This is a genomic window from Oceanococcus sp. HetDA_MAG_MS8 (assembly GCA_019192445.1).
Lineage (GTDB): Bacteria > Pseudomonadota > Gammaproteobacteria > Nevskiales > Oceanococcaceae > MS8.
Map to the genome: position 1 here is coordinate 203,987 of JAHCMK010000001.1, position 15,289 is coordinate 219,275.

At 59.5% G+C, this 15,289-nt stretch carries 15 protein-coding genes and 1 tRNA gene; 13 read left to right on the top strand and 3 right to left on the bottom strand.

What is annotated here, in order from left to right:
• Positions 1-3: 3 nt before the first annotated feature.
• From hflC to KI787_00935, 4 genes are read left to right on the top strand one after another with little or no spacing between them, the layout of a single operon-like run.
• Positions 4-873: a protease modulator HflC gene (gene hflC, locus KI787_00920; GenBank protein MBV6628491.1), complete on the top strand. Its 870-nt coding sequence runs from the start codon at positions 4-6 to the stop codon at positions 871-873.
• Positions 874-913: 40 nt separating this feature from the next.
• Positions 914-1,102, top strand: a complete 189-nt coding sequence (locus KI787_00925) for a DUF2065 domain-containing protein (protein ID MBV6628492.1) — start codon at positions 914-916, stop codon at positions 1,100-1,102.
• 4 nt (positions 1,103-1,106) lie between these two features.
• Complete coding sequence (locus KI787_00930; GenBank protein ID MBV6628493.1) at positions 1,107-2,249, top strand: ATP phosphoribosyltransferase regulatory subunit; 1,143 nt, start codon at positions 1,107-1,109, stop codon at positions 2,247-2,249.
• Between the two features lie 5 nt (positions 2,250-2,254).
• Positions 2,255-3,553 carry an adenylosuccinate synthase gene (locus KI787_00935; protein ID MBV6628494.1) on the top strand — a complete coding sequence of 433 codons (1,299 nt, stop codon included), beginning with the start codon at positions 2,255-2,257 and terminating at the stop codon, positions 3,551-3,553.
• Between the two features lie 341 nt (positions 3,554-3,894).
• Here KI787_00935 and KI787_00940 read toward each other — a convergent pair.
• A tRNA-Leu gene (locus tag KI787_00940) sits at positions 3,895-3,981 on the bottom strand.
• A gap of 34 nt (positions 3,982-4,015) precedes the next feature.
• Here KI787_00940 and rnr point away from each other — a divergent pair.
• The 9 genes from rnr to radA all read left to right on the top strand — a co-directional run bounded on the left by rnr (position 4,016) and on the right by radA (position 13,091).
• Positions 4,016-5,938 (top strand): ribonuclease R, encoded by a 1,923-nt coding sequence (gene rnr, locus KI787_00945; GenBank protein ID MBV6628495.1) that lies wholly within the window; start codon positions 4,016-4,018, stop codon positions 5,936-5,938.
• Positions 5,935-6,645, top strand: coding sequence for an OmpA family protein (locus KI787_00950; protein ID MBV6628496.1), 711 nt, complete (start codon positions 5,935-5,937; stop codon positions 6,643-6,645). Before rnr ends, KI787_00950 begins: the two co-directional genes overlap by 4 nt.
• Before the next feature lie 44 nt (positions 6,646-6,689).
• Positions 6,690-7,424 carry a 23S rRNA (guanosine(2251)-2'-O)-methyltransferase RlmB gene (rlmB, locus tag KI787_00955; GenBank protein MBV6628497.1) on the top strand — a complete coding sequence of 245 codons (735 nt, stop codon included), beginning with the start codon at positions 6,690-6,692 and terminating at the stop codon, positions 7,422-7,424.
• Positions 7,425-7,615: 191 nt separating this feature from the next.
• A complete protein-coding gene (gene rpsF / locus KI787_00960; protein ID MBV6628498.1) occupies positions 7,616-8,062 on the top strand; it encodes a 30S ribosomal protein S6 in 447 nt (148 codons plus the stop codon).
• Positions 8,062-8,289 carry a 30S ribosomal protein S18 gene (gene rpsR / locus KI787_00965; protein MBV6628499.1) on the top strand — a complete coding sequence of 76 codons (228 nt, stop codon included), beginning with the start codon at positions 8,062-8,064 and terminating at the stop codon, positions 8,287-8,289. Before rpsF ends, rpsR begins: the two co-directional genes overlap by 1 nt.
• A gap of 12 nt (positions 8,290-8,301) precedes the next feature.
• The gene (rplI, locus tag KI787_00970) at positions 8,302-8,754 is read left to right on the top strand and encodes a 50S ribosomal protein L9 (GenBank protein ID MBV6628500.1); all 453 of its coding nucleotides are present in this window, start codon (positions 8,302-8,304) and stop codon (positions 8,752-8,754) included.
• A 415-nt stretch (positions 8,755-9,169) separates the two neighbouring features.
• Positions 9,170-10,537, top strand: a complete 1,368-nt coding sequence (gene dnaB / locus KI787_00975; GenBank protein MBV6628501.1) for a replicative DNA helicase — start codon at positions 9,170-9,172, stop codon at positions 10,535-10,537.
• A gap of 60 nt (positions 10,538-10,597) precedes the next feature.
• On the top strand, positions 10,598-11,728 hold the full coding sequence (alr, locus tag KI787_00980; GenBank protein ID MBV6628502.1) for an alanine racemase: 1,131 nt from the start codon (positions 10,598-10,600) through the stop codon (positions 11,726-11,728).
• Positions 11,721-13,091: a DNA repair protein RadA gene (radA, locus tag KI787_00985; GenBank protein ID MBV6628503.1), complete on the top strand. Its 1,371-nt coding sequence runs from the start codon at positions 11,721-11,723 to the stop codon at positions 13,089-13,091. Before alr ends, radA begins: the two co-directional genes overlap by 8 nt.
• A 56-nt stretch (positions 13,092-13,147) precedes the next feature.
• Here radA and KI787_00990 read toward each other — a convergent pair whose 3' ends face one another.
• The gene (locus KI787_00990) at positions 13,148-14,413 is read right to left on the bottom strand and encodes an HlyC/CorC family transporter (protein ID MBV6628504.1); all 1,266 of its coding nucleotides are present in this window, start codon (positions 14,411-14,413) and stop codon (positions 13,148-13,150) included.
• 82 nt (positions 14,414-14,495) lie between these two features.
• A complete protein-coding gene (gene ccsA, locus KI787_00995) occupies positions 14,496-15,278 on the bottom strand; it encodes a cytochrome c biogenesis protein CcsA (protein MBV6628505.1) in 783 nt (260 codons plus the stop codon).
• Positions 15,279-15,289: the final 11 nt, after the last annotated feature.

Sequence of the window (15,289 nt, forward strand, 5' to 3'; positions counted from 1 at the left end):
TCTATGAAAAATATTGTGCTAATCGTTGCCGTCGTCGTGGGTTTGGGCCTGCTGGCGGACTCAGTCTTCATCGTGGACGAGCGTGAACATGCGGTGGTCCTACAGCTCGGTGAAATCAAAGGCACCGACTACCCTGCAGGCATTCATTTCAAGGTGCCGCTCATTCAGAATGTGCGCTACTTTGACCGGCGTATTCTGTCTCTGGACAAACAGCCTGAGCGGTTTTTGACCTTGGAGAAGAAGAATGTCCAAGTGGACTTCTTCGTCAAGTGGCGTATTGATGATGTGGGTCGGTTCTACCGGGCGACGGGTGGTTTCGAAGGCGTGGCCCTAGAACGCTTGTCCGACATCATTAACCGTGGTCTGCGCAATGAGTTTGGTACCCGGACTATTCAAGAAGCCGTTTCTGGCGAGCGCCGCGAGATTGTGCGTGCATTAGAGGAAACAGCCTCCGAGAAGGTGAATGAACTGGGAATCACCTTGGTGGATGTTCGGGTGAAGCGCATCGACCTGCCAGAGACCGTTAGTGATTCCGTGTATGAACGGATGCGCGCCGAGCGGAAGCGCGTCGCCTCCGATCTGCGCGCACGCGGTGCAGAGGTGGCGGAAGGTATTCGCGCCGAAGCGGACCGCGAGCGCGAGGTCATCTTGGCGAATGCCTATCGCGAGGCCGAGGAATTACGCGGTGCTGGTGATGCGCAGGCCGCAGCGATCTACGCTGAGGCGTATAACCGGGATCGCGAGTTTTACAGCTTTTATCGGTCTTTAGAGATCTACCGGAATGGCCTGGGGTCTAGCGGAGATATGTTGGTTTTAGAGCCCGACAGCGATCTCTTTAAGTACTTCGGTAATAAGGCTGGCTCAGCTCCGTGAGCCTGCCCATCTGCTTGGTGGTACTGCGAACGCCTCGGTCATGACCGAGGCGTTTTTGCAGGCCGTTGCCCTGGCGATGGTCATTGAAGGCATGGGGCCATTTCTGCTTCCTGGGCGCTGGCGGCGTATGATGCTGCGCCTGTTGCAGTTGCCTGAGAACAATCTGCGCGTTTTTGGCGCCCTGACCATGGGGATGGGTGTGCTGATATTGCAATTGACCGGATCCTGATCGCATGCGCTGGATGTTGCCCGATGGTGTCGAGGAATGGCTGCCGCCCGCTTCCTGGGCGCTAGAATCACTTCGCCGCCAAGTTATAGATTTATTCGCTCGGCATGGCTTCGACCTCATTGAGCCGCCATTGGTGGAATACACCGATAGCTTGTTGAGTGGCGTAGGCTCCGATCTGGAGCAAAAAACCTTTGCCGTGACCGATCAGATCAATGGTCGGCGCCTGGGATTTCGTGCTGATATCACCCCGCAAGCTGCGCGCATCGACGCTAACCGCTACGCCGATGATGCGGATGCCGTGCGGCGATTGTGCTACGTAGGGACGGTGTTGCGGACGCAGCCCCTGGTGCCGGGCGGAGCGCGGAGCTATCGCCAGGTGGGTGCAGAAATTTTCGGTCATGCTGGGGCCCAGGCCGACATGGAAGTGCTCGCGCTGATGCTGGCCTTACTCGGTGTAGGAGGGCAGAGCCAACTCACGCTGGACCTGGGCCATGTGGGGATCTTCAAAGCCCTCTTGCCGGAAGAGATAGACGCCGCAGACCGTGACAGCCTGATTCAAGCGCTGCAGCGCAAAGCGGTCACCGATCTCAGCGCCCTGGCGCAGAGTTTGGGGCTTAGTTCGCTGCAGGTATGTGGCTTAGAAGCCCTGTGTACCTGGCATGGCCCGGTGGATGAATTGGCGACTAAAACCCATCCATGGACGGGGCAGGCCGCGCAATCGGCACGCGATCTACTCGAGCTGGCGCAGATGTTTCGGCAGCGCTTTCCGGGTGTGAGTTTGCATTTGGATAGCGGGGAGCTTAGTGGCTTTCACTACGAAACCGGCGTGACCTGGGCGGCCTATGCGGCCGGCCGTGGACGGGCGCTAGCCCGCGGCGGCCGTTATGACGGAGTGGGGGAAGCCTTCGGTGCCGCTCGTCCAGCCACGGGCTTTTCCGCCGACCTGAATGCCTTGTTGGCCGATGACCAGCCTATGCAGAGTCCTACGATGGTGTGGGCGCCGGCGGCCGCGGATGCCAGCTTGGAAGCGGAAATTGGTCGGCAACGAGATTTGGGGGTGTGTGTACGTCGTGCGCTGCCTGGTGAAGACATCCCAGCCGCGGCGGCGCGGTTGGTTTTAGACAATTCGACTTGGGTCATCAAGTAAACAGCATGAATCGCAGCGTAGTGGTGATTGGCGCCCAGTGGGGCGACGAAGGAAAGGGCAAGATTGTCGATCTGCTCACTGAGCAGTGCCGTGCGGTAGTGCGTTTCCAGGGGGGGCATAACGCCGGCCATACCTTGGTGATTGGTGGCCAGAAGACCGTACTTCACCTCATTCCCTCGGGCATATTGCGGCCTGATGTGGAATGCCTTATCGGCAATGGAGTGGTGTTGTCGGTTCCCGATTTGCGTAAGGAAGTCGAAGCCCTTGAGGCCACCGGCGTCGCTGTCCGCGATCGCTTGCGGATTAGCATGGCTTGCCCTTTGATTTTGCGCAGCCATGTTGCTTTGGATCAGGCACGCGAGCGCGCTAAAGGCGCTGGGAAGATCGGCACCACGGGGCGCGGCATTGGTCCTGCCTATGAAGACAAGGTTGCGCGCCGAGCTATTCGAGCCGGGGATCTTCTAGACCCCGAATCCTTGGCAGCGCAAATCCGTGAGCTCGTTGGTTATCACAACTTCCTGCTAGAGCAGCTTTACGACGCTCCAGCCGTAGATGCTGAAGCCGTCTTGGCGGAAGCCAAAGAAGACGCGCGCTGGCTGGCGCCAATGTTGTGCGATGTGACTGAGCGACTCTACCAATTGCGGCGCGATGACCAACGCCTGTTGTTTGAAGGGGCGCAGGGTTCCCTATTGGACATTGACCATGGCACTTATCCCTTTGTGACCTCCAGCACAACCACCGCCGGTGGGGCTGCGGCCGGTACGGGCTTAGGGCCAGGTGATGTCGATGTGGTGTTGGGTATCATCAAGGCCTACACCACCCGAGTTGGCTCCGGGCCGTTTCCGACCGAACTGCATGACAGCATTGGAGAGCAGTTAGCTCAGCGGGGCGGGGAAGTCGGCGCAACCACGGGCCGCGCCCGCCGCTGCGGTTGGTTCGATGCTGTGGCTGCCCGGCGTGCTGTGATCAACAACGGCATTGGCTCTTTATGTGTGACCAAGTTGGACGTGTTGGATGGGATGTCGAGCATTCGCATCTGTACTGGCTACATGGTCGATGGGCAAAAGCTGGATCGCTGGCCCTACGGCGCAGCAGCCTTTGCCCGCTGTGAGCCTGTATACGAGGATTGGCCGGGCTGGGAACAAAGCACAGCGGGTGCGCGCAGCCTCGATGATTTGCCACAGGCGGCTCGGGATTACCTGCAGCGCATCGAAGAACTCGTAGAAGCGCCCGTGGATCTTATCTCTACAGGTCCAGATCGGGATGAAACCATCGTGCTGCGGCATCCCTTGGAGTCGGCCTAAAACTCTTACTCGACCGGTGGGCGGCGCTGCGGCTGCTACAGCGCCGCCCTACTGGCATGAGTGCGCGGCCTTTTGAGCACGGTGGAATCTGGCGCGCTGGTCGACGTTTTTGCCATGCCGATGGCGGAAACGGTCTAGTGTGGCTGAGCTGCTGGAGTGGGCAGGGCCCATCGGTCGGCGACCCGGGCAATCACGGCGCTGCGTAGGGGGTGGTCCTCTGTGAGGGCGTCCTCCGTTGACGCCATCACTTGGCTGTGGAGCCCGTCTGTGCGCCGATTGATGCCCCCATGCCGCCCTTCAGGCACAAAAAAACCCGCACGCGGCAGGCCTTTTCGTTATCGTGGTGCCGGGAAGAGGACTTGAACCTCCACAGGGTTTCCCCTACTAGAACCTGAATCTAGCGCGTCTACCAATTCCGCCACCCCGGCAGCGAAGCGCGCATTCTCGCCTTAGGAATTTTTTTTGTCAAGACACAGTTCACCCACCAAAACACCACCGGAAAAAGGGCATCCCAGCGGCCGAGTCTGCCGCCGTCAAAAGGGTCCAGATTTGGTCCTCCCCGACGATGGGTCCAGCCCTTGGGTGTTGGATCGCGACTTGCCACGACCCGCTCATGGGGCAGGGGTGCAAGTGACGCGCCTTGAAGACGGTAAGGTGCTGGGCTACGTGCTTATCGAGGCCGCGAAAGCGGCCACCATTGTCGGACGGGTGGACAAACGCCAGGCCCAAACCTTTGTGCAAGTGGAGTCGGCCATTCGCGAAGCGCGCTATCCGCTCAGCGGCGCGGAGGCTTTGAGTCATGGGCAGTACATCAGCGCCGCTTTGGAGCATGAACAGGCGACAGTGCTGGAGGTGCTGGGAGAACAGCCTTCTGCAGGACTGCGCATTGCGTCCGTCATGGATGAGTTTCAGCTCCCTGGTGAGTTTCCGCAGGCTGTAGAGCAGGCGGCGCAGGCCATCACTGCTCCCAATGACGTCCTGCCCCGCGAAGACTTGCGCGGGCAGGCCTTTGTGACTATTGATGGCGAGGACGCCAAGGATTTTGACGATGCCGTCTTGGTGAAGCGCCGCGGCTTGGCATTTACCTTGTTTGTGGCGATTGCTGATGTAAGCGCGCATGTCGGCGTTGGCGATGTCATCGACCGAGAAGCGCGTAGCCGCGGCACTTCGGTGTATTTTCCGGGCCGCGTTCTGCCGATGCTACCGCATCGCCTATCCGATGATTTGTGCTCCCTGCGACCTCAGGTGGACCGCGCCGTGCTGGTCTGTGAGCTCAAGGTGTCGCGGCGTGGACGCCTGACGGGGTATCGCTTTTTCCCGGCGACCATTCACTCCCATGCGCGCTTGACCTACAACCAGGTGGCGCAGGCCTTAGAAGACCAGCATCCCAAGCAGTGGTCAGCCAGCGTTAGCCGTAATGTGAACAACCTCGCCAAATTGCATAGTGCGCTGCAGGAGCAGAGAGAAATACGCGGCGCTTTAGACTTTGCCAGTCGCGAGCTCACTGTGGAGCTGGATGATGATGGTCAGGTTGCGGCCCTGGCGAGGCCGCAGCGCAATGTGGCTCACCGCATCATCGAAGAGTGCATGATTCTGGCCAATGTGGCGGCAGCGCAGGCTTTAAGGCGCGCTAAGCAGCCATTCTTGGCGCGCATCCACGAGCCGCCCCCTGCCGAAAAGCTGGCCGCGCTGCGCGAATTTCTCGCCATGCAGGGTATGCAGCTGAGTGGTGGGGTGTCGCCTAGTCCCAAAGATTATGCGCAGGTGCTGGCGCAGGCCGGCGATTCCCCGCAGGCGGCAACCATACAAATGGCCGTGCTGCAGAGCTTGCAACAAGCGGTCTATGCCCCGTCCGATGCTGGTCATTTTGGCTTGGCTTTGGACGACTACGCCCATTTCACCAGCCCAATCCGGCGTTACCCAGACCTCATCGTGCACCGAGCCTTATATGCCATGCTCGGCGGCCCCAGCATGCCGCAAGAACAATGGGAGCAACTCGGGCAGCAACTTTCCGCTTTGGAGCGTCGTGCGGATAAGGCCAGTTGGGCAGTGCTGGAGGCCCTGAAGTTCGATCTTTTGGAACACCGCCTTGGTGAAACCCTGCCCGGCGTGGTGGGCGGCGTGACTGATTTCGGGTTGTTCGTAGAGTTACCGGAGTACGCTGTTTCGGGATTGGTGCACATCAGTGAACTGGGCTCAGACTACTTTGTCTATGACCCGGAGGCGCGGTTGCTGCGTGGTCGACGGTCCGGGCAGACCTTTCGCCTCGGGCAAACGCTGGATGTTCGTATCGCGGCAGTCAATCCCGCTGCCCGCAAGTTAGACTTAGTGCCTGCCAACGCGCGTAGCAAAACGCGCCAGTCATCCAAAAGGAGAAGACGATGAAGACATTGCCAGCATTACGCCACGCTGTATTGGTTGCGGCAGTGGGAAGTACTGTGGTCGTAACCGGCTGTGCCACCGATGACCCGAACCGCCGGGCCAAAACCGGGGCTGCTGTGGGGGCGTTGATCGGCGCCGTGGCTGGTCACCAGGTGGATGGCGATAAAGGCCGTTATGTGGGCGCAGTGGTTGGTGCTATTGCCGGCGGTGCGGCTGGTAACTACATGGACAAACAGCAGGCAGAGCTGGAGCGTGAATTAGCGGCTGAGGCGGCGCGCAATGAGTTACGCATTACCCGTATGACCGGGGATGCGCTGCGGGTTGGGGTTGCCTCGGATGTGTCTTTTGATTTCGATAGCGCAGCCATTCGTAGCGATGCCCAGGCGACCTACGCCAAGATCGCTCAGGTGCTCAAGGATTACGATAAAACCGTCATCCATGTGGTGGGGCATACGGATTCCACCGGCTCCGAGGCATACAACATGCGCTTGTCCGAACAGCGCGCCAATTCCGTGGCCACAGTGCTACGCGGTAATGGTGTGGTGCCCGCGCGCATCCTGACTGAGGGACGCGGAGAAAGCGAACCTGTGGCCGACAACAGCACGGCGGCAGGGCAAGCTCGCAATCGACGTGTGGATATCGTGATCAAGGCCATTGTTGAAGGCAATGAAGCGGCTGCTTACACCCCGCCGCCCAACTTGGGGTCCTAAGTTACTTGGTCCAATACCCTGGGCGTAGTGCCGACGTAGCCGGCATCCATGCCTGCGCTGCTGCGCTGGAGGCGGGTCGGGTCGTCGCCCTGATGTTGACGGACCGCGATCTGAATAAGCGTCAGCAAGCGCTGGCCCAGCAGGCCCAACAAGCCGGAATTGCCGTGCTGCGCGCCGATGCCACCACCCTGGTGACGGCTGCGCCGCCCGGTTTGCGCCATCAAGGGGCGGTGGCTTGGTTGGCTACAGCTGCGTCCGCTGGTCAGGCCGCGGAGGCCCCGCGCGAGTCGGAGTTAGCGGCTTGGGTGGCCTCCGCACCTGCGCCGGCGCGGATTTTAGTCCTGGACGGTATCGAAGATCCGCGCAACCTGGGCGCGTGTTTAAGGGCCGCCGACGGAGCCGGAGTGCAGCTGGTACTCATACCGCAGGCGCGTTCCGCGCCCTTGACAGCGGTGGCGCGTAAGACCGCGGCGGGTGCGGCGGAGAGCCTGCCCTTATGTTCGGTGAGTAACTTGGCGCGAGCCCTGGAACAGCTGCGTAGCGCTGGTGTATGGGTGGTGGGTTTGGCCGATGAGGCCGATCAATCGTTATACGCGGCTGATTTGTCTGGGCCCGTGGCCATCGTGATGGGCAATGAAGGGCAGGGGCTGCGTCGACTAACGCGCGATCTTTGCGATCTGACTGTCAGTATTCCCATGTTGGGACATGTCAGCAGCCTCAATGTTGCGGTCGCAACCGGTGTGGTCCTCTACGAAGTGTGCCGCCAGAGCCCAGGCTAAACCCGCAGCTGGCATCCGGCCTAGCGTTGGCCCAAAGCCCTAAGCTTTGAGTTGCCTCAGCTCTGATCCTTTCTTTTCTGAGCGCTACCGTTCTATAATGGCCGGCTTCGCAGCCAGTGTTGGCTACGAAGCCTTGTCCCACCGCGTTACGCGGGGGACTGTACCGCTAACGGAACATCCATAAGGTTGACATGAGACATTACGAAATCGTGTTCCTGGTCCATCCGGATCAGAGTGAACAAGTGCCGGCCATGCTTGAGCGCTATAAAAGCGTGATCGAGGCTGCCGAGGGCCAAGTGCACCGCAGTGAAGATTGGGGCCGCCGCCAACTGGCTTTCCCTCTGCAGAAGCTGCATAAGGCGCATTACGCGCTGATGAATATTGAAGCCAATCAAGACACCCTGGACGAGCTGGTTCAAGGCTTCCGCTTCAACGACGCCATCCTGCGCCATTTGGTCGTCCGCCGCGATGGGCCAATCACCGAGCAGTCTCCTTTGGCTAAGGAAGAAGAAATCAAGCAGGCTAACAAGGCTAAAGCTCAAGCAGAGTTGAGCCGATCTGATAATGACAACGAGTCCAGCGAAGCGGCCGAAACGCCAGCGGACTCTGCTGATAACAGCTCCGAGGAATCCCGCTAATGTCGCGTTACTCCCGTCGCCGCAAGGTATGTAAGTTCACCGCCGAAGGCGTGGAAGAGATCGACTACAAAGATCTGAACACGCTCAAGCAGTACATTTTGGACAACGGCAAGATTGTCCCTAGCCGGGTCACTGGCACCAAAGCCCGCTATCAGCGTCAGCTGTCTAAGGCGATCCGCCGGGCGCGCTACTTGGCTCTATTGCCCTACACCGACCGTCACTTCTAAGGAGATCCGGGAATGCAAGTCATTTTGTTATCGCGGATTCGCAACCTGGGTGACCTGGGCGATACCGTTAAAGTTCGTGCCGGCTACGGCCGCAATTTCCTGATTCCCCAAGGTTTGGCATTGCCGGCCAACAAGGAAAACGTGGAAGTTTTCGCTGCACGTAAAGCAGAGCTGATTAAAAAGGCTGAGGACTCCATGAACGCAGCCAAAATGCGTCATGCCCAAATTGATGGCAAGCGCGTTTCGGTGACCGTGCGTGCATCCGAAGAAGGCAAGCTCTACGGGTCTGTCGCGGCCGCGCAAATCGCTGAAGCCGCTTCGGCTGCCGGCATTGAGGTGGAAGCTAAGGAAGTGGTTCTAGAGCAAGCTTTCCGCGAAGTGGGCGAGTTTGAGGCCATTGTTGCTTTGCACCCTGATGTGGAAGCCAAGCTCATCGTAGAAATCACCGCTCAAGCGGTGAACTAAAGGCGAGGCTGCAGTCTTCACCAAATTGGCTGCTTGATAGCCCGGTTTGGTGAACATTGGCTGAGCCGGGGCTTTGCTCCGCGCAACGATTCTGGAAGCCGATGGCTGCATTGCAGGCATCGGCTTTTTTGTTGCAAGGGCTGCCAGCGTAGATGCTGGCAGGCTGGCCGGCGCGGTGGAGACTCAAGGGCGTGCAGCTTGCCCTTCGCCTTTGTCTGCGCGCGCCGAAGCGGCGTCGTTGCCGCATGACATGAGGCGGTGGCGTGCAGGCGCTAAGCGCAAAACTTTGTGGGTCGGGCATAAGGTGCAGCGCTGATGCGCGGCCTCAGTGGCCAAGTTCCAGAAAGTGAGCCGGTGCGCAATGATGTGGTGAAGAACTTTTAACAGCGCTGCTGAAGCGGGATAGACTTTGCGCATGGATGAAACCCTGAACCGAGGCTCTAAAGCTCCACCGCACAATCTCATGGCGGAGCGCAGTGTACTGGGCGCCCTCTTGCTGGGTGGCCGGCATTACGACGCCGTGGCCGAAAGGTTAATTGCCGAGGACTTTTATCGGCGCGAGCATCGAGACATCTGGGCGGCCGCCAATGAGCTGGGCAAGCGCGGCCAGGCCATCGATCCGGTGACCATTGCCGAAATCTTGGAGGCTAAAGATCGCCTGGAAGCCTGCGGTGGCTTGCCTTATTTGGTGGAGTTGTCTCAGCAAACCCCCGCGGCTGTGAACGCAGTGGCTTATGCCGACATTGTTCGCGAGCATGCCGTACGCCGCAGCCTCATCAATGCGGCGACCGACATCATCGAAAAGGTGCATGCTCGAGAGCATGATGAAACCAAGGATCTGCTGGATTTTGCCGAGCAGCAGGTGTTTCATATTGCGGACCGCCGCTCGGCATCAGATAACAAGGGCGTTCGTCTTATCGATGTACTGCCTGCGGCCGTCGAAGAAATTCGCCTGGTTGCTGAAAGCAAAGGCGTAGCCGGCTTGCCGACGGGGATTAGCCGTTTTGACGAGATGACCACTGGCCTCCGCCCTGGTGACCTGGTCGTTGTGGCGGGACGACCCGCGATGGGTAAAACCTCCTTGGCGATGAACTGGGCTGAACATGCGGCGTTGCACTCTAAAATTACGGTTGCGGTGTTTTCGCTAGAAATGCCAGCGCAGCAGTTGGCGATGCGCCTGATCGCATCCCATGGCCGTATCAACCAGCAGGCCCTGCGGAGCGGTGAGTTAAGCAAGGAGGATTGGGCGCGTATCAATTCTGCTGCGCACACTTTGCGCGACGCGAAAATCGTGATCGATGACTCCGGTGCGCTGTCACCGCAGGATTTACGCAACAAGGCGCGTCGTATCAAGCGAGAACATGGGCTGGGTCTGATCCTGGTGGATTACCTGCAGCTGATGGAGGTGCCGGGTTCCAAAGAAAACCGGACCAACGACATTGCCCAGATCTCGCGCTCCATGAAGACCTTAGCCAAGGAGCTAGAGGTGCCGATCATCGCCTTGTCGCAGCTCAACCGCGGGGTGGAGCAGCGCGACAACAAGCGTCCACGTATGGCGGACCTGCGCGAGTCTGGCGGTATTGAGCAGGACGCGGATTTGATCACCTTCATCTACCGTGACGAGGTGTACAACGAGGATAGCCCGGACAAAGGCACGGCAGAGCTCATTATCGCTAAGCAGCGTAATGGCCCCATTGGAACGGTGCGGACCTCCTTCCTAGGGCACCTGACTCGCTTCGAGAATCTGGCAACCTACAGCTACGATGCCGAATTTGATAGCTAATGGCCTGAATGGAACCGGCAGGTCAGATCAGTACGGCGGAGCAGTAGCGGCCGTGGATTTATGCTCTTAGGCGGCCGGGTGCGTGCGCTAGTCGACCTGAGCGCACTACGACATAATCTGGCGCAGCTCCAGGCTCTGGCGCCGCAGGCCCAGCTTATGCCTGTGATCAAGGCCGATGCTTATGGTCATGGAGCCGTACGTGTGGCGATGGCACTGCAAGATCGCGTGCCCATGTTTGCTGTGGCCGCGGTGAGCGAAGCTGTCGCTCTGCGCGAGGCCGGCGTGCAATCGCGAATTTGCATCTTGGGCGGTATCCAGGATGCCAGTCAGTGGCAGTTATGCCAAAGCCAGCGCTTTTTGCCTGTGGTCCACGCTCAGTGGCAGTGGGAGCAACTCCAAGCACTGCCAAGCCCGCCGGGTTTTTGGCTGAAGTTTGATACAGGCATGGGGCGGCTAGGCTTCGCTGCGAATCAGGCAGCGACGCTCTCCGCGCAATTGCGTGCTGCGCCGGCTTTGGCCTCAGGGCTGCAGGGTGTAATGACACATTTGGCCTGCGCGGATAGCCAAGACGCAGAGCACACCCAGGCCCAACTGCGCTGTTGGGAAGATCTGTATCAGACCCACTTTTCGGATTACGACCCCTCGACGGCAAACTCTGCCGCCTTGCTGCAATGGCCGCAGACCCGGCGGGGCTGGGTGCGACCGGGTTTGTGTCTGTACGGAGTGTCTCCGCTGGCTGAGGGGGCCAGCCATCCATCCTTACGTCCGGCACTCAGGCTGGAAGCCCGTGTGCTGGATGTGAAAACACTCCCGGCTGGACACAGCGTTGGCTATGGTGCGATTTGGCAGGCACCGCGCGACTGTAGGGTGGCCGTGGTGGCGATTGGCTATGCCGATGGCCTGGTGCGTCTCCTGGGCGAGGATAGAGGCATGTGGTTGGCCGCGGCTGGCGGTCAGCGATTGCCGCTGCGTGGGCGGATTTCCATGGATATGTGCGTGGTAGAGCTACCATCGACGACCAAGGTACAGGCAGGGGACTGGCTGGGAGTCTGGGGCCCCCGAGCCATGCCGGTGAATGAAGTGGCGCGGCGGGCACAAACTCTATCCTATGAGCTACTCACGGGGCTTCGTGGGCGCGTTGCTCATCTTGAAGCTGAGACCGATCCTAGCGAGGCTGGTATCCGTGGCTAAAGACAAAACCCAATTTGAGTGCAGCGAATGTGGTGCGCTGAGCCCGCGCTGGGCTGGTCAATGCGCCCAATGTGGGGCCTGGAACACCCTGCAAGAGGCGCGTATTTCGGCAAAAGCCAGCGCCAGCCAGCAGTCTGGCCGTGGAGGACGCAGCTGGGCCGGGGAAAGCCGCTTGGAGTCCTTGGATGGCCCGCAAAGTGAAGCCCCCCAACGCTTGCCTACGGGTTTTGTCGAACTGGATCGTGTTCTCGGTGGTGGCTTGGTGCCTGGCGCGGTGATCCTGCTCGGTGGCGACCCCGGCATTGGTAAATCCACCTTGCTGTTGCAGATGCTGCTGCGCCTCAAAGATGTGGCGCGCGTGTATGTGACCGGGGAGGAGTCAGTGGGGCAGGTGCGGGCACGTGCCCAACGCTTACAAGAGCCTAGCGCCGATGTGGCGTTATTGGCCGAAACTGAGGTTGAGTCGGTCTTGGAAACCGTGAATGGCAACGATTGTCAGGTTTTGGCGGTGGACTCCATTCAAACGCTGTTTGCTCGCGAACTCAGTTCGGCCCCAGGCTCGGTGGCTCAGCTACGCGAATGTGCAGCGCAGTTGGTGCGCTATGCCAAGCAGCGCGGCGTAGTGGTGCTGCTAGTGGGGCATGTCACCAAAGAGGGCGTGATTGCCGGGCCGCGTGTGTTGGAGCACATGGTGGATACGGTGCTGTATTTCGAATCTGACCCTGGCGGACGTTTACGCATGATTCGGGCGGCCAAAAATCGTTTTGGTGCCGTCAACGAGCTTGGTTTCTTCGCCATGCGAGAGCAGGGCTTGGCCGAGGTGAAGAATCCTTCGGCAATCTTCCTCGCACGCCGTCCAGACCCGGTGCCGGGTAGTGTGGTGGTGGTTGCCCGTGAGGGTACGCGGCCCTTACTGATCGAGGTACAGGCGCTCACGGATGAAGGCAATGCGCGGCGGGTCACCGTCGGCGTGGATACCAACCGCCTCGCCATGTTGTTGGCGGTATTGCATCGTCACGCCCAGGTGGATGTGGCGGGCCAGGATGTGTTCATCAATGTGGTCGGCGGGGTGCAGGTTCGAGAAACGGCTTGGGACTTGGCGGCGGTGCTGGCCATCATGAGCTCTTTTCGCGACCGCGCTTTACCCTTGGATTTGGCGGTGTTCGGCGAGATTGGTCTAGCCGGCGAGCTGCGACCAGTGGCAGGTGGCGAGGAGCGCATTGAGGAGGCGCGCAAACAGGGCTTCAAGAGGCTGATCGTGCCCCAGGCCAACGCTCCTAGGCGCAGTCCGCCGGGTTTGGAGATTCATGCCGTTGCCTCATTGGCGCAAGCTCTGGACGCCGCCAGAGATATGCTCAGTTAAGCTGGATTCCCCACCGCATCGACCAACGCGAGCGCCTCGCTTAAAGCCTGCTGCACTTAGGCCGATTTACGAGGCGCCTCGATGCGTACCGATTCGATGACATGCGCGGCGACCGCAACAATTTCAATACGGTAATCGCCCAGCCTGAGGCTGTGTCCGGGTTCGGGAAAAGTTTCCAGCTGATTGAGGATGAGGCCGTTGAGCGTGCGTGCCGACGATGAGGGTAAGGCCCAGCCCATGGAGCGGTTGAGGTAACGCACACTGCTTTTGGCATCGACCAGGTAACGTCCGTCTGGCTCCATTTTGACCCGCCGATTGCGGGTGGCTGGGTCGGTGGTGAATTCACCGACGATTTCTTCCAAGATGTCCTCCAGAGTGACCAAACCCTGGATGTCCCCGTACTCGTCAACAACGAAGCCTATTCTGCGCCGCTGGTTTTGGAAGTTCAGTAACTGCTGATTCAGAGCCGTTCCTTCGGGAATGAAATAGGGCTCCCGGGCCTGGGCCAGCAGGCTTTCCCGGTCAAGTTGCCCTTCGGCCAGCATGGGCAGCAGACGCCGCACATGAATAATGCCGCGCAGATCGTCAATAGAGCCTTCGTAGAGCGGTAGCCGTGTATGTTGGCTGCGTTGGATCATCTCCAGGCAGCCGGTCCAGTCTTCACTGATATCCACACCCTGAATTTCATTGCGCGGAATCATGATGTCTTCGACCGTGGCTTTTTCGAGGTCGAGTAGGGAGAGCAGCATGGCCTGGTGGCGGCGCGGCATCATGGCGCGGGTTTCGGCCACCACCGTCCGCAGCTCTTCGGTAGACAGGTTGTGCTGCTCAGCATCTTCGGGCTTCACCCCCAAGAGGCGCAGCAGCATGCGCGCGAGGAAGGTGATCAAAACCACGACGGGGTAGAGCACCAACTGCAAGGGTCCGTAAATACGGCTGGCAGGGAAGGCGAGCCGTTCTGGATGCAATGCACCCAGAGTTTTGGGGGTGACCTCGGCAAAAATCAGAATTGCTGCCGTCAGTAAGCCTGTGGCGATAGCAATACCGGGTTCGCCAAACAGGCGCAGACCCAAAATGGTGCTAATGGCAGAGGCAAGAATGTTGACAAAGTTATTGCCGAGCAGGATGACGCCAATCAGACGATCCTGCCGCTCTAGGAGTTGCAGAGCGCGTTGTGCGCCACGATGGCCGCCGCGGGCCAAGTGCTGGGCCTTGTATCGATTCAGCGCCATCAGCGCGGTTTCGGAGCCAGAGAAAAAGGCCGACAGCCCCAGCAGAAAAACTAGCGCCAGTAGAAGGGCGCCAGTAGACACATCGTCCAAGCGAGCAAATCTTGATCAGGGATTAGATAGTGTTTCTAGGCAGAGCGAGCGCCCTTGTCAAGCGCTCTACGACTCCGGCCTCTCAACTCCAATGCGAGGCCAACACATATTCCAGGACGAACTTCACGCCCACATAGCCTACGAACAGCGCCAGCCAAGCCGCGGCGATCCAGCGCAGTGCGACTCCACCTCGCCATCCGCGCAGCGCTTGACCGGCCAACAAGGTGCCAAAGAGCACGGCGGCAATCAGGGTAAATGCTGTTTTGTGCGCAAGATGCTGAGCGAAAAAGTTCTCTACAAAGAGGAAGCCGGTAGCAATCCCACCAATGAGGAGTAGCCAGCCCAGGCCAATGAGCCTAAAGGTGCTGCGCTCTAATTCCAGCAGCGGCGCCGCCAGCAGGGGTTTCTTGTGTTTACGTAGATGGCGGGCCTGCAAGGTGCAGGCGATGGATTGCATGGCCGCCAAGCTCAGCACTGCCCAAGCCAGCATGCTGAGCAGAATATGCACGCGCAAGGCCGGTGTGAGTTGCGCAACATGCGTACTGGCGGGTGTGGGTAGCAGCAAGCCTATCGGTATGACCAGCGCCACAGTGCCCCAAATCACGCGATCGAGGCCGCGCAAATACAGGCGTTGCCGCAGAACCAAATGCGCAGCAGCGATCAGCCAGGCAAACAAAGCCACGCTGGATCCTAAGCCCAGGCGCCATCCCTGCGGCTCCACCACCTCGGCTTGCAGGCCCAAGGCAGTGAGCAGTGCGCCCAGCATGACAAGCATGAGGGCGGGCAGCGCTCGTTGATAAGGCTGACTAATCGCGGCGGCAGCAAAAGCGGCCCCGGCACTAATTGCGGCGAAGGTGATGTTCACTCGGTAATATT